The 19,667-nt window shown below is 65.3% G+C and carries 16 protein-coding genes and 1 riboswitch; of the genes, 7 read left to right on the top strand and 9 right to left on the bottom strand.

The window, feature by feature from the left end:
* Positions 1 to 2 precede the first annotated feature (2 nt).
* From pyk to ABGV18_RS09550, 5 genes are all read right to left on the bottom strand, one after another.
* Positions 3 to 1,472 carry a pyruvate kinase gene (pyk, locus tag ABGV18_RS09570; protein ID WP_396585845.1) on the bottom strand — a complete coding sequence of 490 codons (1,470 nt, stop codon included), beginning with the start codon at positions 1,470 to 1,472 and terminating at the stop codon, positions 3 to 5.
* Positions 1,473 to 1,480: 8 nt separating this feature from the next.
* Positions 1,481 to 2,665, bottom strand: coding sequence for a phosphoglycerate kinase (locus ABGV18_RS09565; RefSeq protein WP_396585824.1), 1,185 nt, complete (start codon positions 2,663 to 2,665; stop codon positions 1,481 to 1,483).
* 140 nt (positions 2,666 to 2,805) lie between these two features.
* Positions 2,806 to 3,804 carry a type I glyceraldehyde-3-phosphate dehydrogenase gene (gene gap / locus ABGV18_RS09560; RefSeq protein WP_396585823.1) on the bottom strand — a complete coding sequence of 333 codons (999 nt, stop codon included), beginning with the start codon at positions 3,802 to 3,804 and terminating at the stop codon, positions 2,806 to 2,808.
* Between the two features lie 93 nt (positions 3,805 to 3,897).
* Entirely contained in the window at positions 3,898 to 5,886 is a 1,989-nt protein-coding gene (gene tkt, locus ABGV18_RS09555; RefSeq protein WP_396585822.1) for a transketolase, read from the bottom strand.
* A gap of 217 nt (positions 5,887 to 6,103) precedes the next feature.
* Entirely contained in the window at positions 6,104 to 6,658 is a 555-nt protein-coding gene (locus ABGV18_RS09550) for a redoxin domain-containing protein (protein ID WP_396585821.1), read from the bottom strand.
* Positions 6,659 to 6,959: 301 nt separating this feature from the next.
* On the opposite strand from ABGV18_RS09550, the gene ABGV18_RS09545 reads away from it, so the two are divergent.
* The 7 genes from ABGV18_RS09545 to ABGV18_RS09515 all read left to right on the top strand — a co-directional run bounded on the left by ABGV18_RS09545 (position 6,960) and on the right by ABGV18_RS09515 (position 14,979).
* Positions 6,960 to 7,820 carry a PhnD/SsuA/transferrin family substrate-binding protein gene (locus tag ABGV18_RS09545; protein ID WP_396585820.1) on the top strand — a complete coding sequence of 287 codons (861 nt, stop codon included), beginning with the start codon at positions 6,960 to 6,962 and terminating at the stop codon, positions 7,818 to 7,820.
* Between the two features lie 80 nt (positions 7,821 to 7,900).
* Positions 7,901 to 9,073 carry a methionine adenosyltransferase gene (metK, locus tag ABGV18_RS09540; protein WP_396585819.1) on the top strand — a complete coding sequence of 391 codons (1,173 nt, stop codon included), beginning with the start codon at positions 7,901 to 7,903 and terminating at the stop codon, positions 9,071 to 9,073.
* 67 nt (positions 9,074 to 9,140) lie between these two features.
* Positions 9,141 to 9,248, top strand: a riboswitch (S-adenosyl-L-homocysteine riboswitch).
* Positions 9,249 to 9,360: 112 nt separating this feature from the next.
* Positions 9,361 to 10,785 (top strand): adenosylhomocysteinase, encoded by a 1,425-nt coding sequence (ahcY, locus tag ABGV18_RS09535; RefSeq protein WP_396585818.1) that lies wholly within the window; start codon positions 9,361 to 9,363, stop codon positions 10,783 to 10,785.
* A gap of 88 nt (positions 10,786 to 10,873) precedes the next feature.
* A complete protein-coding gene (gene metF, locus ABGV18_RS09530; RefSeq protein ID WP_396585817.1) occupies positions 10,874 to 11,716 on the top strand; it encodes a methylenetetrahydrofolate reductase [NAD(P)H] in 843 nt (280 codons plus the stop codon).
* Between the two features lie 161 nt (positions 11,717 to 11,877).
* Positions 11,878 to 12,867, top strand: coding sequence for a 3-dehydroquinate synthase II (locus ABGV18_RS09525; RefSeq protein WP_396585816.1), 990 nt, complete (start codon positions 11,878 to 11,880; stop codon positions 12,865 to 12,867).
* A gap of 31 nt (positions 12,868 to 12,898) precedes the next feature.
* Positions 12,899 to 14,239 carry an adenosylmethionine--8-amino-7-oxononanoate transaminase gene (locus ABGV18_RS09520; RefSeq protein WP_396585815.1) on the top strand — a complete coding sequence of 447 codons (1,341 nt, stop codon included), beginning with the start codon at positions 12,899 to 12,901 and terminating at the stop codon, positions 14,237 to 14,239.
* A gap of 5 nt (positions 14,240 to 14,244) precedes the next feature.
* On the top strand, positions 14,245 to 14,979 hold the full coding sequence (locus ABGV18_RS09515; RefSeq protein ID WP_396585814.1) for a 16S rRNA (uracil(1498)-N(3))-methyltransferase: 735 nt from the start codon (positions 14,245 to 14,247) through the stop codon (positions 14,977 to 14,979).
* 57 nt (positions 14,980 to 15,036) lie between these two features.
* Here ABGV18_RS09515 and ABGV18_RS09510 read toward each other — a convergent pair whose 3' ends face one another.
* The 4 genes from ABGV18_RS09510 to ABGV18_RS09495 form a co-directional block, all read right to left on the bottom strand.
* Positions 15,037 to 16,725, bottom strand: a complete 1,689-nt coding sequence (locus ABGV18_RS09510; protein ID WP_396585813.1) for an NAD+ synthase — start codon at positions 16,723 to 16,725, stop codon at positions 15,037 to 15,039.
* Positions 16,722 to 17,624 (bottom strand): succinate--CoA ligase subunit alpha, encoded by a 903-nt coding sequence (sucD, locus tag ABGV18_RS09505; RefSeq protein ID WP_396585812.1) that lies wholly within the window; start codon positions 17,622 to 17,624, stop codon positions 16,722 to 16,724. The genes ABGV18_RS09510 and sucD overlap by 4 nt, the downstream gene beginning before the upstream one ends.
* Complete coding sequence (sucC, locus tag ABGV18_RS09500) at positions 17,621 to 18,808, bottom strand: ADP-forming succinate--CoA ligase subunit beta (RefSeq protein WP_396585811.1); 1,188 nt, start codon at positions 18,806 to 18,808, stop codon at positions 17,621 to 17,623. Before sucC ends, sucD begins: the two co-directional genes overlap by 4 nt.
* A gap of 165 nt (positions 18,809 to 18,973) precedes the next feature.
* Entirely contained in the window at positions 18,974 to 19,246 is a 273-nt protein-coding gene (locus ABGV18_RS09495) for a helix-hairpin-helix domain-containing protein (protein ID WP_396585810.1), read from the bottom strand.
* Positions 19,247 to 19,667 lie beyond the last annotated feature (421 nt).

Raw genomic sequence — 19,667 nt, 5'->3', positions numbered from 1 at the left:
CGTCAGTCGACGGAGATCACGTCCCCGACCCGAACGATCTTCATGGCGTTCGTGCCGCCCATCTGACCCATCAGGTCGCCCTTGGTGATGATCACCAGATCGCCCTCGTCGAGCTTTTCCATCTTCTGCAGGCTCTCGATCACCATCCGGTTGACCTCGGCATGATCGGTCGAGGGCGCGGGGAAGTGCACCGCCTGCACGCCGCGATAGAGACCGACGCGACGAGCAGTCTCCTCCGAACGGGTGAAGGTATAGATCGGGATGTCGGTATCGACCCGCGACATCCACAGCGGCGTCGCCCCCGACTCGGACAGCGCGACGATGGCCGCGACCGAAAGGTGGTTGGCCGTGTAGATCGCCGAGTAGGCAATCGCCTGGTCGATCCGCTCGAAGGGCACGTCCAGTGGCGGCGGGCTCTTCTTGGCCTCGATCTGGTACTCGGCCCGATGGCAGACCCGCGCCATGGTTTCGACCACGCGCACCGGGTACTTGCCGGCGGCCGTCTCGGCCGAGAGCATCACCGCATCCGTGCCGTCGAGCACCGCGTTGGCCACGTCGAACACCTCGGCCCGCGTCGGGATCGGGTTATCGATCATGGTCTCCATCATCTGGGTGGCGGTGATGACGGGGCGGTTGAGTTCCTTGGCCATCTTGATGAAGGCCTTCTGCACCGCGGGCAGCTCGGCATCGCCGATTTCCACGCCCAGGTCACCGCGGGCGATCATGATGGCATCGGAGGCCTGGATGATCTCGCGGATGCAGTCGACCGCCTCGGCGCGCTCGATCTTGGAGACGATATGTGCGCGACAACCGGCCTCTTGTAGCAGGCGACGCGCCTCGTGGATGTCCTCGCCCGAACGCGGGAAGGAAACGGCGATGTAGTCGACACCGATCTGGGATGCGGTCACGATATCGGCGCGATCCTTGTCGGTGATCGCCGGCGCGGACAGGCCACCGCCCTGACGGTTGATGCCCTTGTTGTTGGAGAGCATGCCGCCGATGGCAACCGTCGTGCGCACCTGGTTGCCCTGGACCTCATCGACCCTGAGAACGATGCGGCCGTCGTCGAGCAGCAGGATGTCACCCGGGCGCGAGTCGGAAACCAGTGCCTTGTAGGTGATGCCGACCTGAGTCTCGTCGCCGCTATCCGAGTCGAGGTCAGCGTCGAGGGTGAACGGCTTGCCCTCTTCGAGCTCCACCTTGCCGTCCTTGAACCGGTCGATGCGGATCTTCGGCCCCTGCAGGTCGCCGAGGATGGCGACGTAACGCCCCTCGGCGGCCGCGGCCTCGCGCACCAAGTCGGCGCGACGCTGGTGGTCGGCAGCATTGCCGTGCGAAAAGTTCATGCGCACGACGTCGATGCCCGCGCGCACCAGGGCGGTGATGGTGGCCAGGTCGTCGCTGGCCGGGCCCAACGTGGCGACGATCTTGGTGCGTCGCTGCGCTGGCAGATGATCAGTGGAACCGTGCATAGTCGCCATCAGCCTTTCGCCCGCTCTTCGAGCATGGCGACCGCCGGCAGGGTCTTGCCCTCGAGGAACTCGAGGAACGCGCCGCCTGCGGTCGAAATGTAGCTCACCTTGTCGTAGATATCGTACTTCTGGATTGCCGCGATGGTGTCGCCGCCACCGGCCAGCGTGAAGGCCTTGGTGTCGGCAATCGCCTGGGCGATGCGCTTGGTGCCGTCGCCGAACTGATCGAACTCGAATACGCCGACCGGGCCGTTCCAGACGACGGTCCCGGCGTTCTCGATGATCTTCGCCAGTGCCTCGGCGCTCTCCGGTCCGATATCGAAGATCATCTCGTCGTCGGCGACGTCCTCGACGCGCTTGAGGACGGCCGGCTCGTTCTCGTCGAACTGCTTGCCGATGACCACGTCGGTCGGCATCGGGATGTTCGCCCCGTTGCTCTTGAGCTTGTCCATCAGCGCCTTGGCGGTCGGCACCAGATCGTCTTCGCAGAGCGACTTGCCCACGCCGTGACCGGCAGCCTTGACGAAGGTATTGGCAATGCCGCCACCGACGACCAACTGATCGACCTTGGCAGCGAGCGCCTCAAGCACGGTCAGCTTGGTGGATACCTTGGAGCCGCCGACGATCGCGACCATCGGACGCGCCGGATTGGCCAGCGCCTTGTTCAGGGCCTCGAGCTCCTGGGTCAGCAGCGTGCCGGCACAGGCGACCGGTGCGAACTGGGCCACACCGTGAGTGGAGGCCTGGGCGCGGTGAGCGGTGCCGAAGGCATCCATCACAAACACATCGCACAGGGAGGCGTACTGCTTCGAGAGCGCCTCGTCGTTCTTCTTCTCGCCCTTGTTGAAGCGGACGTTCTCCAGCATGACCACCTCGCCGGCGCCAACCTCGACGCTCGCGCCCAGGTAGTCACGTACCAGCCGGACGTCGCGACCGAGCTTGTCGCCCAGGTCCTTGGCGACCGGGGCGAGGGAATCCTCCTCGGAGAACTCGCCCTCGGTCGGACGACCCAGGTGCGAGGTGACCATCACGTGGGCGCCCTGGTCGAGCGCGGCCTTGATGGTCCCCAGCGACGCGCTGATGCGCGCGTCGGAGGTGACCTTGCCGTCCTTGACCGGCACGTTCAGGTCGGCGCGGATCAGCACGCGCTTGCCGGCAAGATCGAGATCAGTCATGCGGATGACATTCGCCATGGAAACTCCTCAATGAGACAGATAAAAAGCGGTAAGGATTGGGAGGCGACTCGGTGACGCCCAGTCCTTACGGCTCTCGCGGGCTGCGAAAGACAGCTGGAAAAACGGGTGGGAAAACCCACCCGTTCCGGTCGTTCGGTTTACTTGCCGACGTGCTGCACGACGCGCAGCATGTTGCAGGTGTAACCGAATTCGTTGTCGTACCAGGCAACCACCTTGACGAAGGTGTCGTCCAGGGCGATGCCGGCCTTGGCATCGAACACGGACGGCTCCGGGTGACCACGGAAGTCGGTGGAAACGACCGCTTCCTCGGTGTAACCCAGCACACCCTTGAGCTCGCCCTCGGAGGCTTCCTTCATGGCCGCCTTGATCTCGTCCATGGAGGCGCCCTTCTCCAGCTCGGCGGTCAGGTCGACCACGGAGACGTCGGAGGTCGGCACGCGGAACGCCATGCCGGTCAGCTTGCCGTTCAGGGCCGGCAGGACCTTGCCCACGGCCTTGGCAGCACCGGTGGAGGACGGGATGATGTTCTCCAGGATGCCGCGGCCACCGCGCCAGTCCTTGGCGGACGGACCGTCGACGGTCTTCTGGGTAGCAGTGGCGGCGTGAACAGTGCTCATCAGGCCGCGCTTGATGCCGAACTTGTCGTTCAGGACCTTGGCCACCGGCGCCAGGCAGTTGGTGGTGCAGGAGGCGGCGGAAACGATCTGCTGACCGGCGTAGTCGTTGTGGTTGACGCCGTAGACGAACATCGGGGTGGCGTCCTTGGACGGGGCCGATTGGACCACCTTCTTGGCACCCGCCTCGATGTGCTTCTGGCAAGTCTCCTCGGTGAGGAACAGGCCGGTGGACTCGACCACGACGTCGACGTCCAGGTCACCCCACTTGAGCTGGGATGGATCCTTCTCGGCAGTGAGACGGATCTTCTTGCCGTTGACGACCAGGTTGTTGCCTTCGACCGACACGTCACCGTCAAAGCGGCCGTGCACGGAATCGTACTTGAGCATGTACGCCAGGTACTCCGGCTCGAGCAGGTCGTTGATACCGACGATTTCCAGCTCCGGGAATTCCTGGGCGGCCGCACGGAAGACCATGCGACCGATACGGCCGAAGCCGTTGATGCCGACACGAATAGCCATGGGTTTTCTCCTAATCAATACGTGGATACAAATCAGTCAAGGCGCATGCGATTGACGACACATGCGCCCAAAAACGGTTGATGCGGGCGTGGATCAGCCCAGCTTGCGGGCCTCGTCGACCACGCGCTCGACGGTAAAGCCGAAGTACTTGAACAGGTCACCGGCCGGGGCGGATTCACCGAAGGTGTCCTGACCGATCACCTTGCCGTGGGTGCCCACGTGCTTGTACCAGCAGGAGGTCACACCGGCCTCGATGGCCATGCGGGCAGTGACTTCGCTCGGCAGGACCGATTCGCGGTAGGCATCGTCCTGGGCGTCGAAGGCCTCGACGCACGGCATGGAGACGATACGCACCTTCTTGTCGGTCAGCTTCTCGGCGGCATCCATGGCCAGGCCGACCTCGGAGCCGGTGGCGATCAGGATCAGGTCCGGCGTACCGTCGCAATCCTTCAGCACGTAACCGCCCTTCTCGATATTGGCGATCTGCTCACCCGAGCGGGTCTGGTGCGGCAGGCCCTGACGCGAGAAGACCAGCGAGGTCGGCGCATCGCGACGCACGACCGCCTGCTTCCAGGCCACCGCGGTCTCGACCGCGTCACAGGGACGCCAAGTCTGCATGCCCGGGATCAGGCGCATGGTGGCGATCTGCTCGACCGGCTGGTGGGTCGGGCCGTCTTCGCCCAGGCCGATGGAGTCGTGGGTGTAGACGAAGATCGAGCCGATCTTCATCAGGCTGGCCATGCGCAGGGCGTTGCGAGCGTACTCGGAGAACATCAGGAAGGTGCCGGCGTACGGCAGCAGGCCGCCGTGCAGCACCATGCCGTTCATGATGGCGCTCATGCCGAACTCGCGCACGCCGTAGTGGATGTAGTTGGCATCCGACTCGGTGGCGGTCAGCGCGGTGCAGCCCTTCCAGGTGGTCAGGTTGGACGGCGCCAGGTCAGCCGAGCCACCCACCAGTTCCGGCAGCATCTCGGCCAGGCCGGTGATCACGGCCTGGGAGGCCTTGCGCGAAGCGACGCTCTCGCCCTTGGCGTCGATCTCCTTGATCAGCGCGTCCATCTTCTTGGCGAAGTCGGCCGGCAGATCACCGTTGAGGCGACGCTTGAGCTCGGCGGCTTCGGCCGGGAAGGCCTTTTCGTAGGCGGCAAAGGTCTTGTTCCACTCGGCCTCGGCCTTCGCGCCCTTCTCGGAGGCGTCCCAGCCGGCGTAGACCTCGTCGGGGATGACGAACGGCTCGTGGCTCCAGCCGATGTTCTCGCGGGTGGCCTTGACCTCGGCATCGCCCAAGGCGGCGCCGTGGCAGTCGTGGGTGCCACAGAGGTTCGGTGCGCCAAAACCGATCACGGTCTTGGTGCAGATCATGGTCGGCTTGTCGTTGACCGAACGCGCCTCGCGGATGGCCGCGTCGATGGCATCGGCATCGTGACCGTCGACGTCACGGACGACGTGCCAACCGTAAGCCTCGAAACGCTTGGGCGTGTCATCGGTGAACCAGCCCTCGACGTGACCGTCGATGGAGATGCCGTTGTCGTCGTAGAAGGCGATCAGCTTGCCCACACCCAGCGTGCCCGCCAGTGAGCAGGCCTCGTGGGAGATGCCTTCCATCAGGCAGCCGTCACCCAAAAAGCAGTAGGTGTAGTGGTCGACGACCTTGTGGCCCGGCTTATTGAACTGGCCGGCGAGCATCTTCTCGGCGATCGCCATGCCGACGGCATTGGTGAGACCCTGGCCCAGCGGGCCGGTGGTGGTCTCGACGCCGGGGGTGTAGCCGTATTCCGGGTGACCCGGGGTCTTGGAGTGCAGCTGCCGGAAGTTCTTCAGCTCTTCCATCGGCAGCTCGTAGCCGGTCAAATGGAGCAGAGAGTAGATCAGCATCGAGCCGTGGCCGTTGGAGAGCACGAAACGGTCGCGGTTCGGCCATTCCGGGTTCTTCGGGTTGTGGTGCATGTAGTCGTTCCACAGCACTTCGGCGATATCCGCCATGCCCATCGGGGCGCCCGGGTGACCCGAATTCGCCTTCTGAACGGCGTCCATGCTCAACGCGCGAATCGCGTTGGCAAGCTCTCTACGTGTCGACATAAAACACTCCAAAGGGTTGAAAAAGAAGCAGTTCTGGGCGCCGCGTGCATTGAGTGCACAGACGACGGCACCTAGCCTTGAGGCAGGCGCGGAAGTTGCGCGACATTGTCCCCAAAACCCTCACACAAGGCAACCACCCTGTTTTTCAATTACTTAGCAACGACAGACATCACCTCCCCGGCGAACCAAAAAGGCCGACAAGGCCAGGCCAACCCGGTCAGGACTCGCGCCACTTGATTGAACAGCCCATGGAGGGCACCTGCTCCTCGGGGCCGTGACCGGTCTCGGCCACCTGCTTCATCGCCTCGAACAATTCGCGCGGCGCGTCCGGCTCGGCCTCCTTGCGCGAGGCGTCCAGACGACCGCGGTACTGCAGTTCCAGATCCGCGTTGTAGCCGAAGAAGTCCGGCGTACAGACCGCGCCGTAGGCCTTGGCGACTGCCTGAGAGTCGTCGATCAGGTAGGGAAAGGAGAACATCTGCGCTTCGGCGACACGCTTCATGTTCTCTGGCGAGTCCTCGGGGTAGTCGCTGGGATCGTTGGACATGATCGCCACCGTGTTGACACCCAGCCCCTTGAGCTCACGCGCGTCGCGCACGATGCGATCCAGCACGGATTTAACGTACGGGCAGTGATTGCAAATGAACATCACCAGGGTGCCTTTTTCACCCTGCACGTCACTCAGACGCCAGATGCGCCCCTCGACGTCCGGCAGGGCGAACTCCACGGCGGGACGACCAAATTCGCAGACCGGGGTTTCGGTGCGAGCCATGAGCGAACCTCCTTGCGGCTTTCTCGAGTCAATGGTTACGTAACCGGCAGAGTGTCGCACGACACGCCAATCGGGGGGGGGCAAGCCGCCCGGGGCTTCCCGCCGAACGGCGCCGCTCGCCGCCCGGACGACAACTGTGATATTTTCCCTGCCATTCGACCGCTGCCCGCCATGCCGCGATGGGCGGCGCAGCGAGCCGTCTCGCCCGACAGGATCGCGACAGCTCACGGAAACACGCAAAACCGGCAGCAGACCGGTCGCGGACACAAACCGATCGCCAAGGACCAGGAGAAACCCGCCCATGCACGCGTCGACGCACCCCGCCTACGCCTCTCGCCCAGCCACCCGCCGACTCGGCCACGCCGGGCGCCTGCTGCCCTTGCTGGCCGGTGCCGCGGCGCTGCTGGTCGCGGCCCTCCCCGCCAAGGCGGAGGAGGCCCTGAAGATGGCCATCGCGCCCTTCCTGCCGGAAGCGGAGCTCAACGAGGCCTACGCCCCGGTGGCCGAGTACCTGAGCCGGCGTCTGGGCGAAACCGTGGAACTGGAGCTGTTCCCGAACTACCTCTCCTTCTGGGAGGCGACGCGCGGCGGCTCGGATTTCGACATCGCCCTGGACGCCGCGCCCGTGACCGACTTCCGCGTGCAGCGCCAGAACTGGCAGGTGATCGCCCGTTTTGACGGCGAAGTGACCCAGTCCCTGGTCACCCGCGATGACGACCTGATCCTGTCGCCGAGGGAACTGGTCAACAAGCGCGTGGCCGTCCAGCCGTCGCCATCGGTCGGCGCACTGGTGCTGTACCAGCTGTTCCCCAACCCCGTGCAGCAACCGACCTTGATCTTCGAACGCACCAACCGTGACGTCGCCGCCGCGGTGATCGAGGGCAAGGCCAAGGCGGGCGTCATCCCCACCCCGCTGGTCGGAGGCTACCCGGGGCTGTACCCGGTGATCACCACCGACCCCTTGCCATTCCTGGGCTTCTCGGTCTCCCCGGAGCTCAATGAGCGCACCCGCAAGGCGCTGCGACAGGCACTGCTGTCGTTTGCCGAGACCGATGAAGGCCGACGCATCCTCGATGAACAACAACTGACCGACATCGTGCCGGCGACCAATCGCTACTACGCCGGTAACGCCGAACTGCTGGTCGGCACCTACGGCTACTGAAGCAACCGTCAGGTCTGTGTCGTTATCCCGCCCCATTTTCTGACCCACCCCATTATGTACGCAAAAGAGGCCTGCACGACATGAGCGCAAACGCCGCCAAGCGCCACCTGTTCACCTCGGAGTCCGTCTCCAAGGGCCACCCGGACAAGATCGCCGACCAGATCAGCGACGCGATCCTGGACGCGATCCTGGTACAGGACCCGTCGGCCCGGGTCGCCTGTGAGGCCTTGGTGAAGACCGGGTTTGTCGTGCTCGCCGGCGAAGTGACCACCTCCGCCTGGGTCGATGTCGACGAGCTGGTGCGCGAGGTGATCGTGGATATCGGTTACGACAGCTCGGAGCTCGGCTTCGACGGTCACACCTGCGGCGTGCTCAATGCCATCGGCAAGCAGTCCTCCGACATCGCCCAGGGCGTTGACCGCGAGGACGCCGCCAACCAGGGCGCCGGCGACCAGGGCCTGATGTTCGGCTACGCGACCAACGAAACCGACGTGCTCATGCCCGCGCCGATCACCTACGCCCACCGCCTGGTGCAGCGCCAGGCGACGGTGCGCGAGGCCGGCACCCTGCCCTGGCTGCGGCCGGACGCGAAGTCGCAGGTCACCTTCCGTTATGAAGACGGGGTCCCGGTGGGCATCGACGCGGTGGTGCTTTCCACCCAACACAACCCCGACATCTCTCAGCCCGACCTGCACGAGGCGGTGATGGAGGAGATCATCAAGCCGGTGCTGCCGGCCGAATGGCTCGACCAGCACACCAAATACCACATCAACCCCACCGGCCAGTTCATCATCGGTGGGCCGGTGGGTGACTGCGGCCTGACCGGGCGGAAGATCATCGTCGACACCTACGGCGGCATGGCCCGCCACGGCGGCGGCGCCTTCTCCGGCAAGGACCCATCCAAGGTCGATCGCTCGGCCGCCTACGCCGGACGCTACGTGGCCAAGAACATCGTGGCCGCCGATCTGGCCGACCGTTGCGAGATCCAGATTTCCTACGCCATCGGCGTGGCCGAACCCACCTCGATCTCGGTGGATACCTTCGGCACCGGCCGGATTGCCGACGAGCGCATCACCGATCTCGTTCGCAAGCACTTCGACCTGCGCCCCTACGGCATCCTGCAGATGCTGGACCTGATCCGACCGATCTACCGCAAGACCGCCGTTGGCGGCCATTTCGGTCGCGAAGAGCCCGAGTTCAGCTGGGAGCGCACCGATCGGGCCGAGGCACTGCGCAGCGATGCCGGCCTGTAAGCACGGAATCGGCGCCGTGCAGACCGCCCCTCGGGCGGTTATAATCCCCGACTGAATTTTCCCCGCCCCGACCGAGGAGCGCTGCAATCCGCTGATCAGCGGGTCAGGCTCGGCCGGGGCGCGGCGGCGGACCGGATCACCCGGCCCGTCACCTGAACAACGGCGCTCTTGAGAACCCGACCCATCGGAACCGGGTTCGCTTTCAAGCCTCGACTTGAACAAGAGCCGCACGACCCGCCCTCTCGTTCGAGTCGATCCACTGAAAAGAATCGACGAGGACGCTGACCGTGAACGCAGTCACCAAACCGCAAGCCTTCAACGACTACAAGGTCGCCGACATCAATCTCGCCGACTGGGGTCGCCGCGAGATCCGCATCGCCGAGCGCGAAATGCCGGCCCTGAGCAAGATCCGCGAGAAATACCGCGCCGAGCAGCCGCTGGCCGGGGCGCGCATCGCCGGCTGCATCCACATGACCATCCAGACCGCGGTGCTGATCGAGACGCTCACCGCGCTGGGCGCCGATGTGCGCTGGTCGTCGTGCAATATCTTCTCCACGCAGGACCACGCCGCCGCCGCCATCGCCGCGAGCGGCGTGCCGGTGTTCGCCTGGAAGGGCGAGACCGAGGAGGAATACTGGTGGTGCGTCGAACAGACCATCCAGGGCCCCGGCGACAATCAGCAGGCATGGACCCCGAACCTGTTGCTCGACGATGGCGGCGACCTGACCGGCCTGATGCACGAGAAGTACCCCAATCTCATCGAGGACATCCACGGCGTCTCCGAGGAGACCACCACCGGCGTGCATCGCCTGCTGGAAATGCTCGAGGACGGCTCGCTGAAGATCCCGGCGGTCAACGTCAACGACGCGGTCACCAAGTCGAAGAACGACAACAAGTACGGTTGCCGCCACTCGCTCTCGGACGCCATCAAGCGCGCCACCGACCACCTGCTATCGGGCAAGCAGGCGCTGGTGATCGGCTATGGTGACGTGGGCAAGGGCTCGGCCGCCTCTCTGCGCCAGGAAGGCATGATCGTGAAGGTCACCGAGATCGATCCGATCTGCGCCATGCAGGCGGCGATGGACGGTTTCGAGGTGGTCTCGCCGTACATCGATGGCATCAATACCGGCACCGACGACGGCGTCGACCAGCGCCTGTTGGGCAAGATCGACCTGCTCGTCACCACCACCGGCAACGTCAACGTCTGCGACGCGCCGATGCTGCGCGCACTGAAGAACGCGGCCGTGGTCTGCAACATCGGTCACTTCGACAACGAGATCGACACCGCCTACATGCGCGAGAACTGGGCCTGGGAAGAGATCAAGCCGCAGGTGCACAAGATCTACCGCGAGGCGACCGCCGGCGGCGCATTCGATCCGGACAGCGAGAACTACCTGATCCTGCTCTCCGAGGGTCGCCTGGTGAACCTGGGCAACGGTACCGGCCACCCGAGCCGCATCATGGACGGCTCGTTCGCCAACCAGGCACTGGCACAGATTCACCTGTTCCGGGATCGCTTTGCCGACCTGCCGGCCGACAAGAAGGGTGAGGCGCTGCGCGTCGAGGTGCTACCCAAGCATCTCGACGAGGAAGTCGCCCGCTACATGGTCGAAGGCTTCGGCGGCGTGCTTACCCGCATGACCGACACGCAGGCCAAGTACCTCGGCGTGCCCACCGAAGGCCCGTTCAAACCGGACGCGTACCGCTACTGATCTGGCGCTCTGATCTGACTTTACCGACATCATGCCCCCGGGCGGCACGGCATCCCGTGTCGCCTGCCCTACATTCCCCGGAGGAATCATGCCGATCCCGGTATCCTGCGAATTCTTTCCGCCCAAGTCCGCCGACGGCGAGGCCAAGCTGCGCGAGGTCTACCAGGAACTCGCCCGCGCAATCGACCCCGAGTACTTCTCGGTGACCTTCGGCGCCGGCGGCTCGACCCAGACCCGCACGTTCGAAACGGTCCGCCAGATCCAGCGCGACTCGGGGGTGCCGGCCGCCCCGCATCTGTCCTGCATCGGCTCCTCGCGCGAAGGCGTCGGGCAGATCCTCGATGACTATCGCGCCCAGGATATCCGGCGCATCGTCGCCCTGCGCGGCGACCTGCCCAGCGGCATGCAGGACCCCGGCGACTTTCGTTATGCCAACGAGCTGGTCGCCTTCATCCGCGAATACAGTGGCGACTGGTTCCACGTCGAGGTAGCCGCCTACCCGGAAATCCACCCCCAGGCGCCCAATGCGGAGGCCGATCTGGCCAACTTCAAGCGCAAGGTCGAGGCCGGCGCGGATGCGGCGATCACGCAGTATTTCTACTCGATCGAGGCCTACCGGCGCTTTCTCGACGACTGCGAACGCCTGAACATCGACGTGCCGATCGTCCCCGGCGTCATGCCGATCACCAACTACCAGCAGCTGGCGCGCTTTTCCGACATGTGCGGTGCGGACATCCCGCGCTGGCTGCGCAAACGACTGGAGGCCTTCGGCGACGACCTGGAGGGGCTGCGCGCCTTCGGTCACGACGTGGTCACCGAGCTCTGCGAACAACTGGTCGATGCCGGCGCACCCGGGATCCATTTCTACGCCATGAACCGCTCGCAGCCGGTCATTCGACTCTGTCGCGACGCCGGGCTGGTCGGGGACTGAGGCCCGAAGCCGGCTCGTGACATCGGGTTGAGCCGGGCCGACGACCGAAGCCGCCATTGCGGGCGAGGCTCAACCGGATGCGGCGACCGGCCTGACCGAGTCTCCAGCCGCGTAACGATACCCGGACCCCACAGCCGCCGACGGACGATATACTCCCGCGCATGAGCATCAAGCTGTCCGACAAGCACATCTGGATCGAACCGGCCGACGCCTCCCTCGCCGGCCCCGCGGCTGAGGCCGGCGCCACCGCGCTGGTCTTGCCCGCGGGTCAGGAGACCGCCGGCCTGCCTCTCGTCGGGGCCGGCGGCGACTTCGAGGAAGGGCGTGATTTCGAGCACCACCGGGTCGAGCGCGAGGCCGATGAGGAATCCGTCCGTCGCGACCGGCTCGCGGTAATCGAGCCGGCCGAGTGGAGCATCATTCCCGCGGAGAACCTGATCTCGCGCGGCGTGCAGGTAATCCAGGTGGTCGATGACGCCGAGCAGGCCAAGCTGGCGCTGACGATCATGGAGCAGGGTGTGGCCGGCATCTGGCTGCGCCATGCCGATGCCAAGACCATCGAGGCACTGGGCCGCATGCTCGCGGAACTTGCCCCCTCGCCGGTCGAGCTGACGGACGCGCGGATCACCGCCATCACCCCGGTGGGCATGGGCGATCGCAGCTGCCTCGACCTGATCGGCGAACTCGCCCCGGGCGAAGGGCTGCTGGTGGGTAGCTTCAATCACGCCCGCTTTCTGATCCACAGCGAGAACGTCGACAACCCACACTGCGCCGCGCGCCCCTTTCGGGTGAACGCCGGCGCGATTCACGGCTACGTGCTCACCCCCGGCGACCGGGTGCGTTACCTCGCCGAGATGAGCAGCGGCGACCCCGCCCTGGTGGTGGGCGCCGATGGCCGAACCCGCACCCTGGCCGTCGGTCGCAACAAGATCGAACGGCGCCCGATGGTGCAGATCGAGGCGGTCGATGATGACGGCGACCGCTTCTCGGCCATCGTGCAGCACGCCGAGACCATCCGCCTGGTGAACCCCGAGGGCCGAGCGGTGAGCGTGCTCGACCTCAACCCCGGCGACCGGGTGCGCGTCTCGCTGGCCGAGCGCGGCGGGCGGCACTTCGGTCGCCGGGTCGACGAGACCATCAACGAACGCTGACTGAATCCACGACTCACTCTCGGAGTACGGCATGACCCGCAACCAGGACTGGCAACGCCGCGACCTCAACGTCCTCTGGCACCCCTGCACCCAGATGAAGGACCACGAGTCCATTCCGTTGGTGCCCGTCGAGCGGGGCGAAGGGCCCTGGCTCTATGACTTCGATGGCCGACGTTACCTCGATATCATCAGCTCCTGGTGGGTCAACATCTTCGGTCACGCCAATCCCTATATCAACGACCGCATCAAGGCCCAGCTCGACAAGCTCGAACACGTCATCCTGGCCGGCTTCTCCCATGCCCCGGTGGTGGAACTGTCCGAGCGACTGGTAGAGATCACGCCCTCCGGGCTCGACCGGGTCTTCTACGCGGACAACGGCTCCTCGGGTGTCGAGGTGGCGCTGAAGATGAGCTATCACTATTGGCGCAACTGCGGCCGCCCCGAGAAAAGCGAGTTCGTCACGGTGGCCAACAGCTACCACGGCGAAACCCTCGGCACGCTGTCGGTCGGCGACGTGGGGCTCTACAAGGACACCTACGGCCCGCTGCTGCGCACCACGGCGACCGCGCCCTCGCCGGCCTGCCGGCAGGATCGTGGCGATTGCCGCGAGCGGGCCGCCGAGGCGCTCGACGGCATGCGACGGATCCTCGAGGAACAGGCCGAGCGCACCGCTGCCGTGATCGTCGAGCCGCTGGTGCAGTGCGCGGCGGGCATGTTGATGCATCATCCGGACTACATCCGCGGGCTGCGGATGCTCTGCGACGAGTTCGACGTGCACCTGATCTGTGATGAGATCGCGGTGGGCTTCGGCCGGACCGGCACCCTGTTCGCCAGCGAGCAGGCCGACATCACGCCGGACTTCATGTGCCTGTCGAAGGGGCTGACCGCCGGCTACCTGCCGCTGGCCGCCGTGCTCACCAGCGACACGGTCTACCAGGCGTTCTATGACGACTACGCCACCATGCGCGCCTTCCTGCACAGCCACAGCTTCACGGGCAACCCGCTGGCGTGCGCGGCGGCACTCGCCACCCTCGACCTGTTCGAGCGCGACGACGTCATCAACGCCAACCAGAAATCCCAAGAGATCATGGATCGGCATCTCGCCGAGCTGGCCGCGGAGCCCCACATCACCAACGTGCGGCGCACCGGCATGATCGCCGCCATGGACCTGATCGACCCGGCGACGGGCGAGCCGTTCCCGTCCGGGGATCGCCGTGGGGTGAGCGCGTACCAGTACGCGCTTGAGCACGAGCTGCTGCTGCGTCCGCTCGGCAACACGCTCTACTGGATGCCGCCCTACGTCCTCGACGAGGACGACTATCGGCACGTGTTCGAGGTCACGCGTGACGCCGCCCGCGCGGCACTGCGCTAGCACCGATGCGCACCCGTCGCGTCTTCGTCGACCACGAACTGCAAGCCGGGAGAGAAATCGACCTGCCGGCAGACACCGTCAATTACCTGAGAAACGTCCTGCGCCTGAAGGACGGCCAGCCGTTGGAGCTGTTCAACGGTCGTGGCCAGCGCGCCCACGGCCGGCTGGCACTGGCCCGGCGCGAGGCCCGCGCACTGGTCGAATCCAGCAAAATCAGCCCCGAGGAGTCGGTGGTCCCGATCACCCTGATGGCCGCGCTGGCCAAGGGCGAGAAGATGGAATTGGTGATCCAGAAGGCGGTCGAGCTGGGCGTGACCACCATCGCGCCGGTGGAGACCGAGCGTAGCGTGCTGGAACTCAAGGGCAGCCGTGCCGAAAAGCGCCTGATCCGCTGGCGCCAGATCATGATCAACGCCTGCGAACAGTGCGGCCGCGACACCTTGCCCACCATCGAGCCGATTCGATCACTGCATCAGGCACTGATGGCGACCGACGCGCCGATACGCCTCGTGCTCGACCCACGCGCCCAACAGCCGCTGACGGCCCTGCGGGACCAGCCACGCCCCACCGGGGTGGCCCTGCTAGTGGGTCCGGAGGGCGGATTGACCGATGGGGAAGTGGCTAGAGCCGGGGAGCAGGGTTTTCGCGCACTGACCCTCGGACCACGCATCCTGCGTGCCGAGACGGCAGCCATCACCGGCGTGGCAATACTGCAGTACCAATGGGGCGATCTGGGGTAGAGACGCCAGAGAGCAGAGGGGGGCGAGTGTTACCCCGCGGTGATCTTAAAGCGAGTTTCAGTCGTCGACCTTGTCGGGGCGGAAACCGGAACTGATCGGGTAGCGACGATCGCGGCCGAAGGCCCGCCGGCTGATGCGTACCCCCGGCGGGGCCTGACGGCGCTTGTACTCGTTGACCAAAATCATGCCGACCACGCGGCGGACCACCGCCTCATCCAGCCCCATGGCCACGATCTCCTCGATACTGCGGTCATGCTCGACGAAGGCCTCGATGATGCGATCGAGATCCGCGTAGGCCGGCAGCGAATCGGAATCCCGCTGGTCGGCGCGCAATTCCGCCGAGGGCTCACGCGTGATGACACGCTCGGGCACGGCATCGAGTTCGGGACGCACGGTTCCACCCAGCGAGTTGCGGTAGCGGGCGAGCTGGTAGACCACCGTCTTGGGCACGTCCTTGATCGGGGCGAACCCACCGGCCATGTCGCCGTAGAGGGTCGCGTAGCCGACGGCGAGTTCCGACTTGTTGCCGGTAGTGAGCAACAGCCGGCCGAACTTATTCGACAAGGCCATCAGGATCACACCGCGGGTACGGGCCTGCAGGTTCTCCTCGGTAACGTCCTGGGCCAGGCCGGCGAACAACGGCGATAGCGTTTCCTGGAAGGAGCCGAACACCGGCTCAATCGACAACGTCTCGCAACGCACGCCCAACGCGTCGCACTGGAGTTGGGCATCCTCGAGACTCATCGGCGAGGTGTACTGTGACGGCATGCGCACGGCCAGCACGTTGTCGGCCCCCAGCGCATCCACGGCAAGCGCGAGCACCAGGGACGAGTCAATGCCACCGGACAGCCCCAGCACCACGCCGGAAAATCCGTTCTTGCGCACGTAATCGGCAATACCGGTGGTCAAGGCGCGATAGATCTCCGCCTCGCCCTGCTCCCAGTCATGGCTGGGGCCGTGGGCCAGGACTTCGCCCGTCGACGAGATCTCCGTCCAACCGATGCTCTCGGCAAAGCCGGGCAGATGCATGTGGTTGCCGGAGGCCGAGGAAACGAACGAACGACCGTCGAACACCAGTTCGTCCTGGCCACCGACCAGATTGACGTAGATGATCGCGCAGCCGCTCGAATTGACGCGCTCGGCGATCTGGGCCTCGCGCTCACGGGTCTTCTGACGATGAAACGGCGAGGCATTGAGCACGCAGATCACGGCGGCGCCCGCCCGGGCGGTCTCTTCGATCGGCCCTTCACGCCACGCGTCCTCGCAGATGACCACGCCCACCGGGACCCCGTCGATCTTGGCCACCAACGGAGAGGTCCCCTTGCGGAAATAACGCTTCTCGTCGAACACGCCGTAGTTGGGCAGGGCGCGCTTGGCGTAGCGGGCCACCACCTGGCCGCCATCGATCAGCACCGCCTGGTTCTGCAAGCATCCCTCGGCGTCGCGCCCCGGGGTGCCGATCAGCACGGCCGTATCGCCCACCTCGCGGGCGATACGCGCGAGCTGCTCCTCGCAGGATTCGACGAAATCGTCACGCAGCAGCAGGTCTTCCGGTGGATAGCCGGAAATGGTCAGCTCGGGGAAGACGACCAGCCGCGCATCGATCTCCTTGCCGGCCCGTGCGACCAGTTCGATCACGCGCGAGGCGTTGGCGCGACAATCGCCGACCCGGGTATTGATCTGGGCCAGCGCAATCCGCAGACCGCCGGCCTCGCTTTCCTCGATTCGGTTCAGGTTGTCAGTCACGATGCGTTCACGCCCTCGGATCGACCCTCGAGAACGCGGCCAGCCGTGACGCCCAGATCGGCCGGGCTGTCTACCACGTGGACGCCCGCGGCGCGCAACACCTCGCATTTCGCCGCGGCGGTCCCCTTGCCCCCGGCAATCACCGCACCGGCATGGCCCATGCGCTTGCCGGCCGGCGCCGTGGCCCCGGCGATGTAGGCCACCACGGGCTTGGGATAGCCTTGGCGAATGAACTCGGCGGCGGCCTCTTCGGCGCCCCCGCCGATCTCGCCCACCATCAACACCAGTTCGGTCTGCGGATCGTCGGCAAAACGCGACAGGCAATCGATGAAATCCAGCCCGCCGATGGGATCACCGCCAATCCCCACACAGGTGCTCTGCCCGAGCCCCGCGGCCGTGGTCTGCGCCACCGCCTCGTAGGTGAGCGTGCCGGAACGCGAGACGATGCCAACCCGCCCCTTGGTATGGATCGAGCCCGGCATGATGCCGATCTTGCAGCCATCCGGCGTAATCAAACCCGGGCAGTTCGGTCCGATCAGGCAGGCCTCGGGATAGTCCTGGGCGAGCACCGCCTTGACCTTGAGCATATCGATTACCGGGATGCCCTCGGTAATGCAGGCAATCACCTCGATCCCGGCGGCGGCGGCCTCGAGAATCGAGTCCGCGGCGAACGGGGCGGGGACGTAGATCATGCTCGCGATCGCGCCCGTCTCGCGCACGGCATCGGCGACCGTATCGAATACCGGCAGACCGAGGTGCATCTGCCCCCCCTTGCCGGGGGTTACCCCCCCGACCAGACGGGTGCCGTAAGCGATCGCCTGCTCGGAATGAAACGTCCCCTGCTTGCCAGTGAAGCCCTGGCAGATCACTCGAGTGGATTCGTCGACCAGAATGCTCATCGTGCAGCCTCCCGGCTGGTGTGGGCGAGCGCCACCGCCCGGTTGGCGGCAGCGGCTAGATCGTCTTCGGCCGTCAATGCCAGGCCGGATTCGGCCAGCATGCGGCGCCCCTGGTCGGCGTTGGTGCCAGCCAGACGCACGACCGTCGGCACATCCAGTGCCACCTCTCGGGCAGCCTCGATGAGCCCCTCGGCAATCAGGTCGCAACGCACGATCCCGCCGAAGATGTTGACCAAAATCGCCTCGACGCGGGGATTTTCCAGGATGAGCTTGAACGCCTCGGTGACCTTGGCCGCCGAGGCGCCGCCGCCGACATCGAGGAAATTCGCCGGCCTGCCGCCGGCGTGCTGGATCAGGTCCATGGTGGCCATCGCCAGTCCGGCACCATTGACCATGCAGGCGATATTGCCATCCAGCGAGACGTAGTTGAGGCCGTGCTCGATCGCCTTGCGCTCGGCCGGATCCTCTTGGGCGATATCCCGGCGTTGCCACCATTCGGCCTGTCGGTAACCGGCGTTGTCATCCAGGGCGACTTTGGCGTCCACGATCGCCAGCTGCCCGTCGGTCAAGGCCGCCAACGGATTGATCTCGATCAGGGCCGCGTCCCGTTCGACAAACGCGGAGTAGAGTTTTAGCGCCAGCGAGACAAAATCCTTGACCTGGCCTGCGCCCAGCCCGAGTGCAAATGCCAACTCGCGGGCTTGATACGCCCCCAGGCCCACGGTGGGGTTGACCACGGCCCGATGGATCGACTCGGGGAGTTGCTCGGCGACCGCTTCAATGTCCATGCCGCCCTGAGACGACGCCACCATCACGACGCGCTGCAATGCCCGATCGACCGTGACGGCCAAGTAATATTCATGCTGGATACCAGCGACCGGCTCGACCAATAGCGAGTCGACCGGAAGGCCGTTGGGACCGGATTGCAGGGTCACCAGCCGGGTGCCGAGCAAGTCGCTGGCCGCCTGCGTCACACCGGGGACATCGTCGACCAACCGCACGCCGCCGGCCTTGCCCCGCGCCCCGCTGTGCACCTGCGCCTTGACCACCCACCGACCCGATTCGCTGGTCGGCAGGCGACTACCGTCTCCCACCTCGTCGGCCGATTCGATCAGCGTGCCGGAGGGCACGGGAATGCCGAATTCGGACAGCAGCGCTTTGGCCTGATATTCATGCAGGTTCATGGTGGCCCGTTCCAGAAATCGTCAATGAAAAGGGGGCATTGTCGCGCACCGACGCGCCATTGTCATGCCCGCAGTCGCTATCCGCAGCCTGGAACAGGAGCCAAGAAAAAGCCCCGGCAGGGCCGGGGCAAAAAGTCACTCAGGGGAGAAATCAAAACATGCGAATTAGTCAGGATGAACCGCGACGTGAGGACGAAGCCGCCGGATGGCCTGCGCGTCAAGGCCCCATACCGTTTCTAGATCATCAACAGAGCCAAATGCGCCCTCCGTCAGGCGATGGAGCACGATTCGTTCAGCGTACACCGGCCCAACACCGTTGACGCCGGCAAGATCGGACACCGACGCCCGATTGAGATCCAGACCACTCGCCTGAACCGGGAAGGACGCCATAAACAACAGCCCGACACCCATCCACCCAAAACCTGTGTTCGTCACCACTCGCTCAACTCTTCATCTGTCACCCAGATCAGGAGCTTAAGGGGAATCGCCGGCTGTGAATATGGGGATAATCCTCAATCGTCGTAGGAATCCGCCTCGATCCCTGTGCGCCAATTCCTACAACGCCGAATCCTCGCCGCCAAATGGCGCGCGGGCCTTTCGAGAGTGGGAGCTAGGCGTGGATCGACTGATGGATCAAGTGGCCAAAGGGCCGTTTGCGCGGTAGGCGAGAGTCAGTCGAGAGGCGAGCCGAGTTGCCGAGGACGCGCCGAGATCCATCCGTCCTGGCGGATGGATGGGTGGGCCCAAGCCCACCCTGCCGGGTCGAGAGACTCGCCACCGCCATGAAGAAACCTCCGCAGCCTTTACGGCGTACGGGGGTTTCGGTATTGGGAGCCTGGCGTTGACCTACTTTCACATG

The sequence above is a fragment of the Guyparkeria halopsychrophila genome (genome assembly GCF_044582135.1).
Taxonomy (GTDB): domain Bacteria; phylum Pseudomonadota; class Gammaproteobacteria; order Halothiobacillales; family Halothiobacillaceae; genus Guyparkeria.
This window is presented reverse-complemented; position numbering and strand designations above follow the sequence as displayed.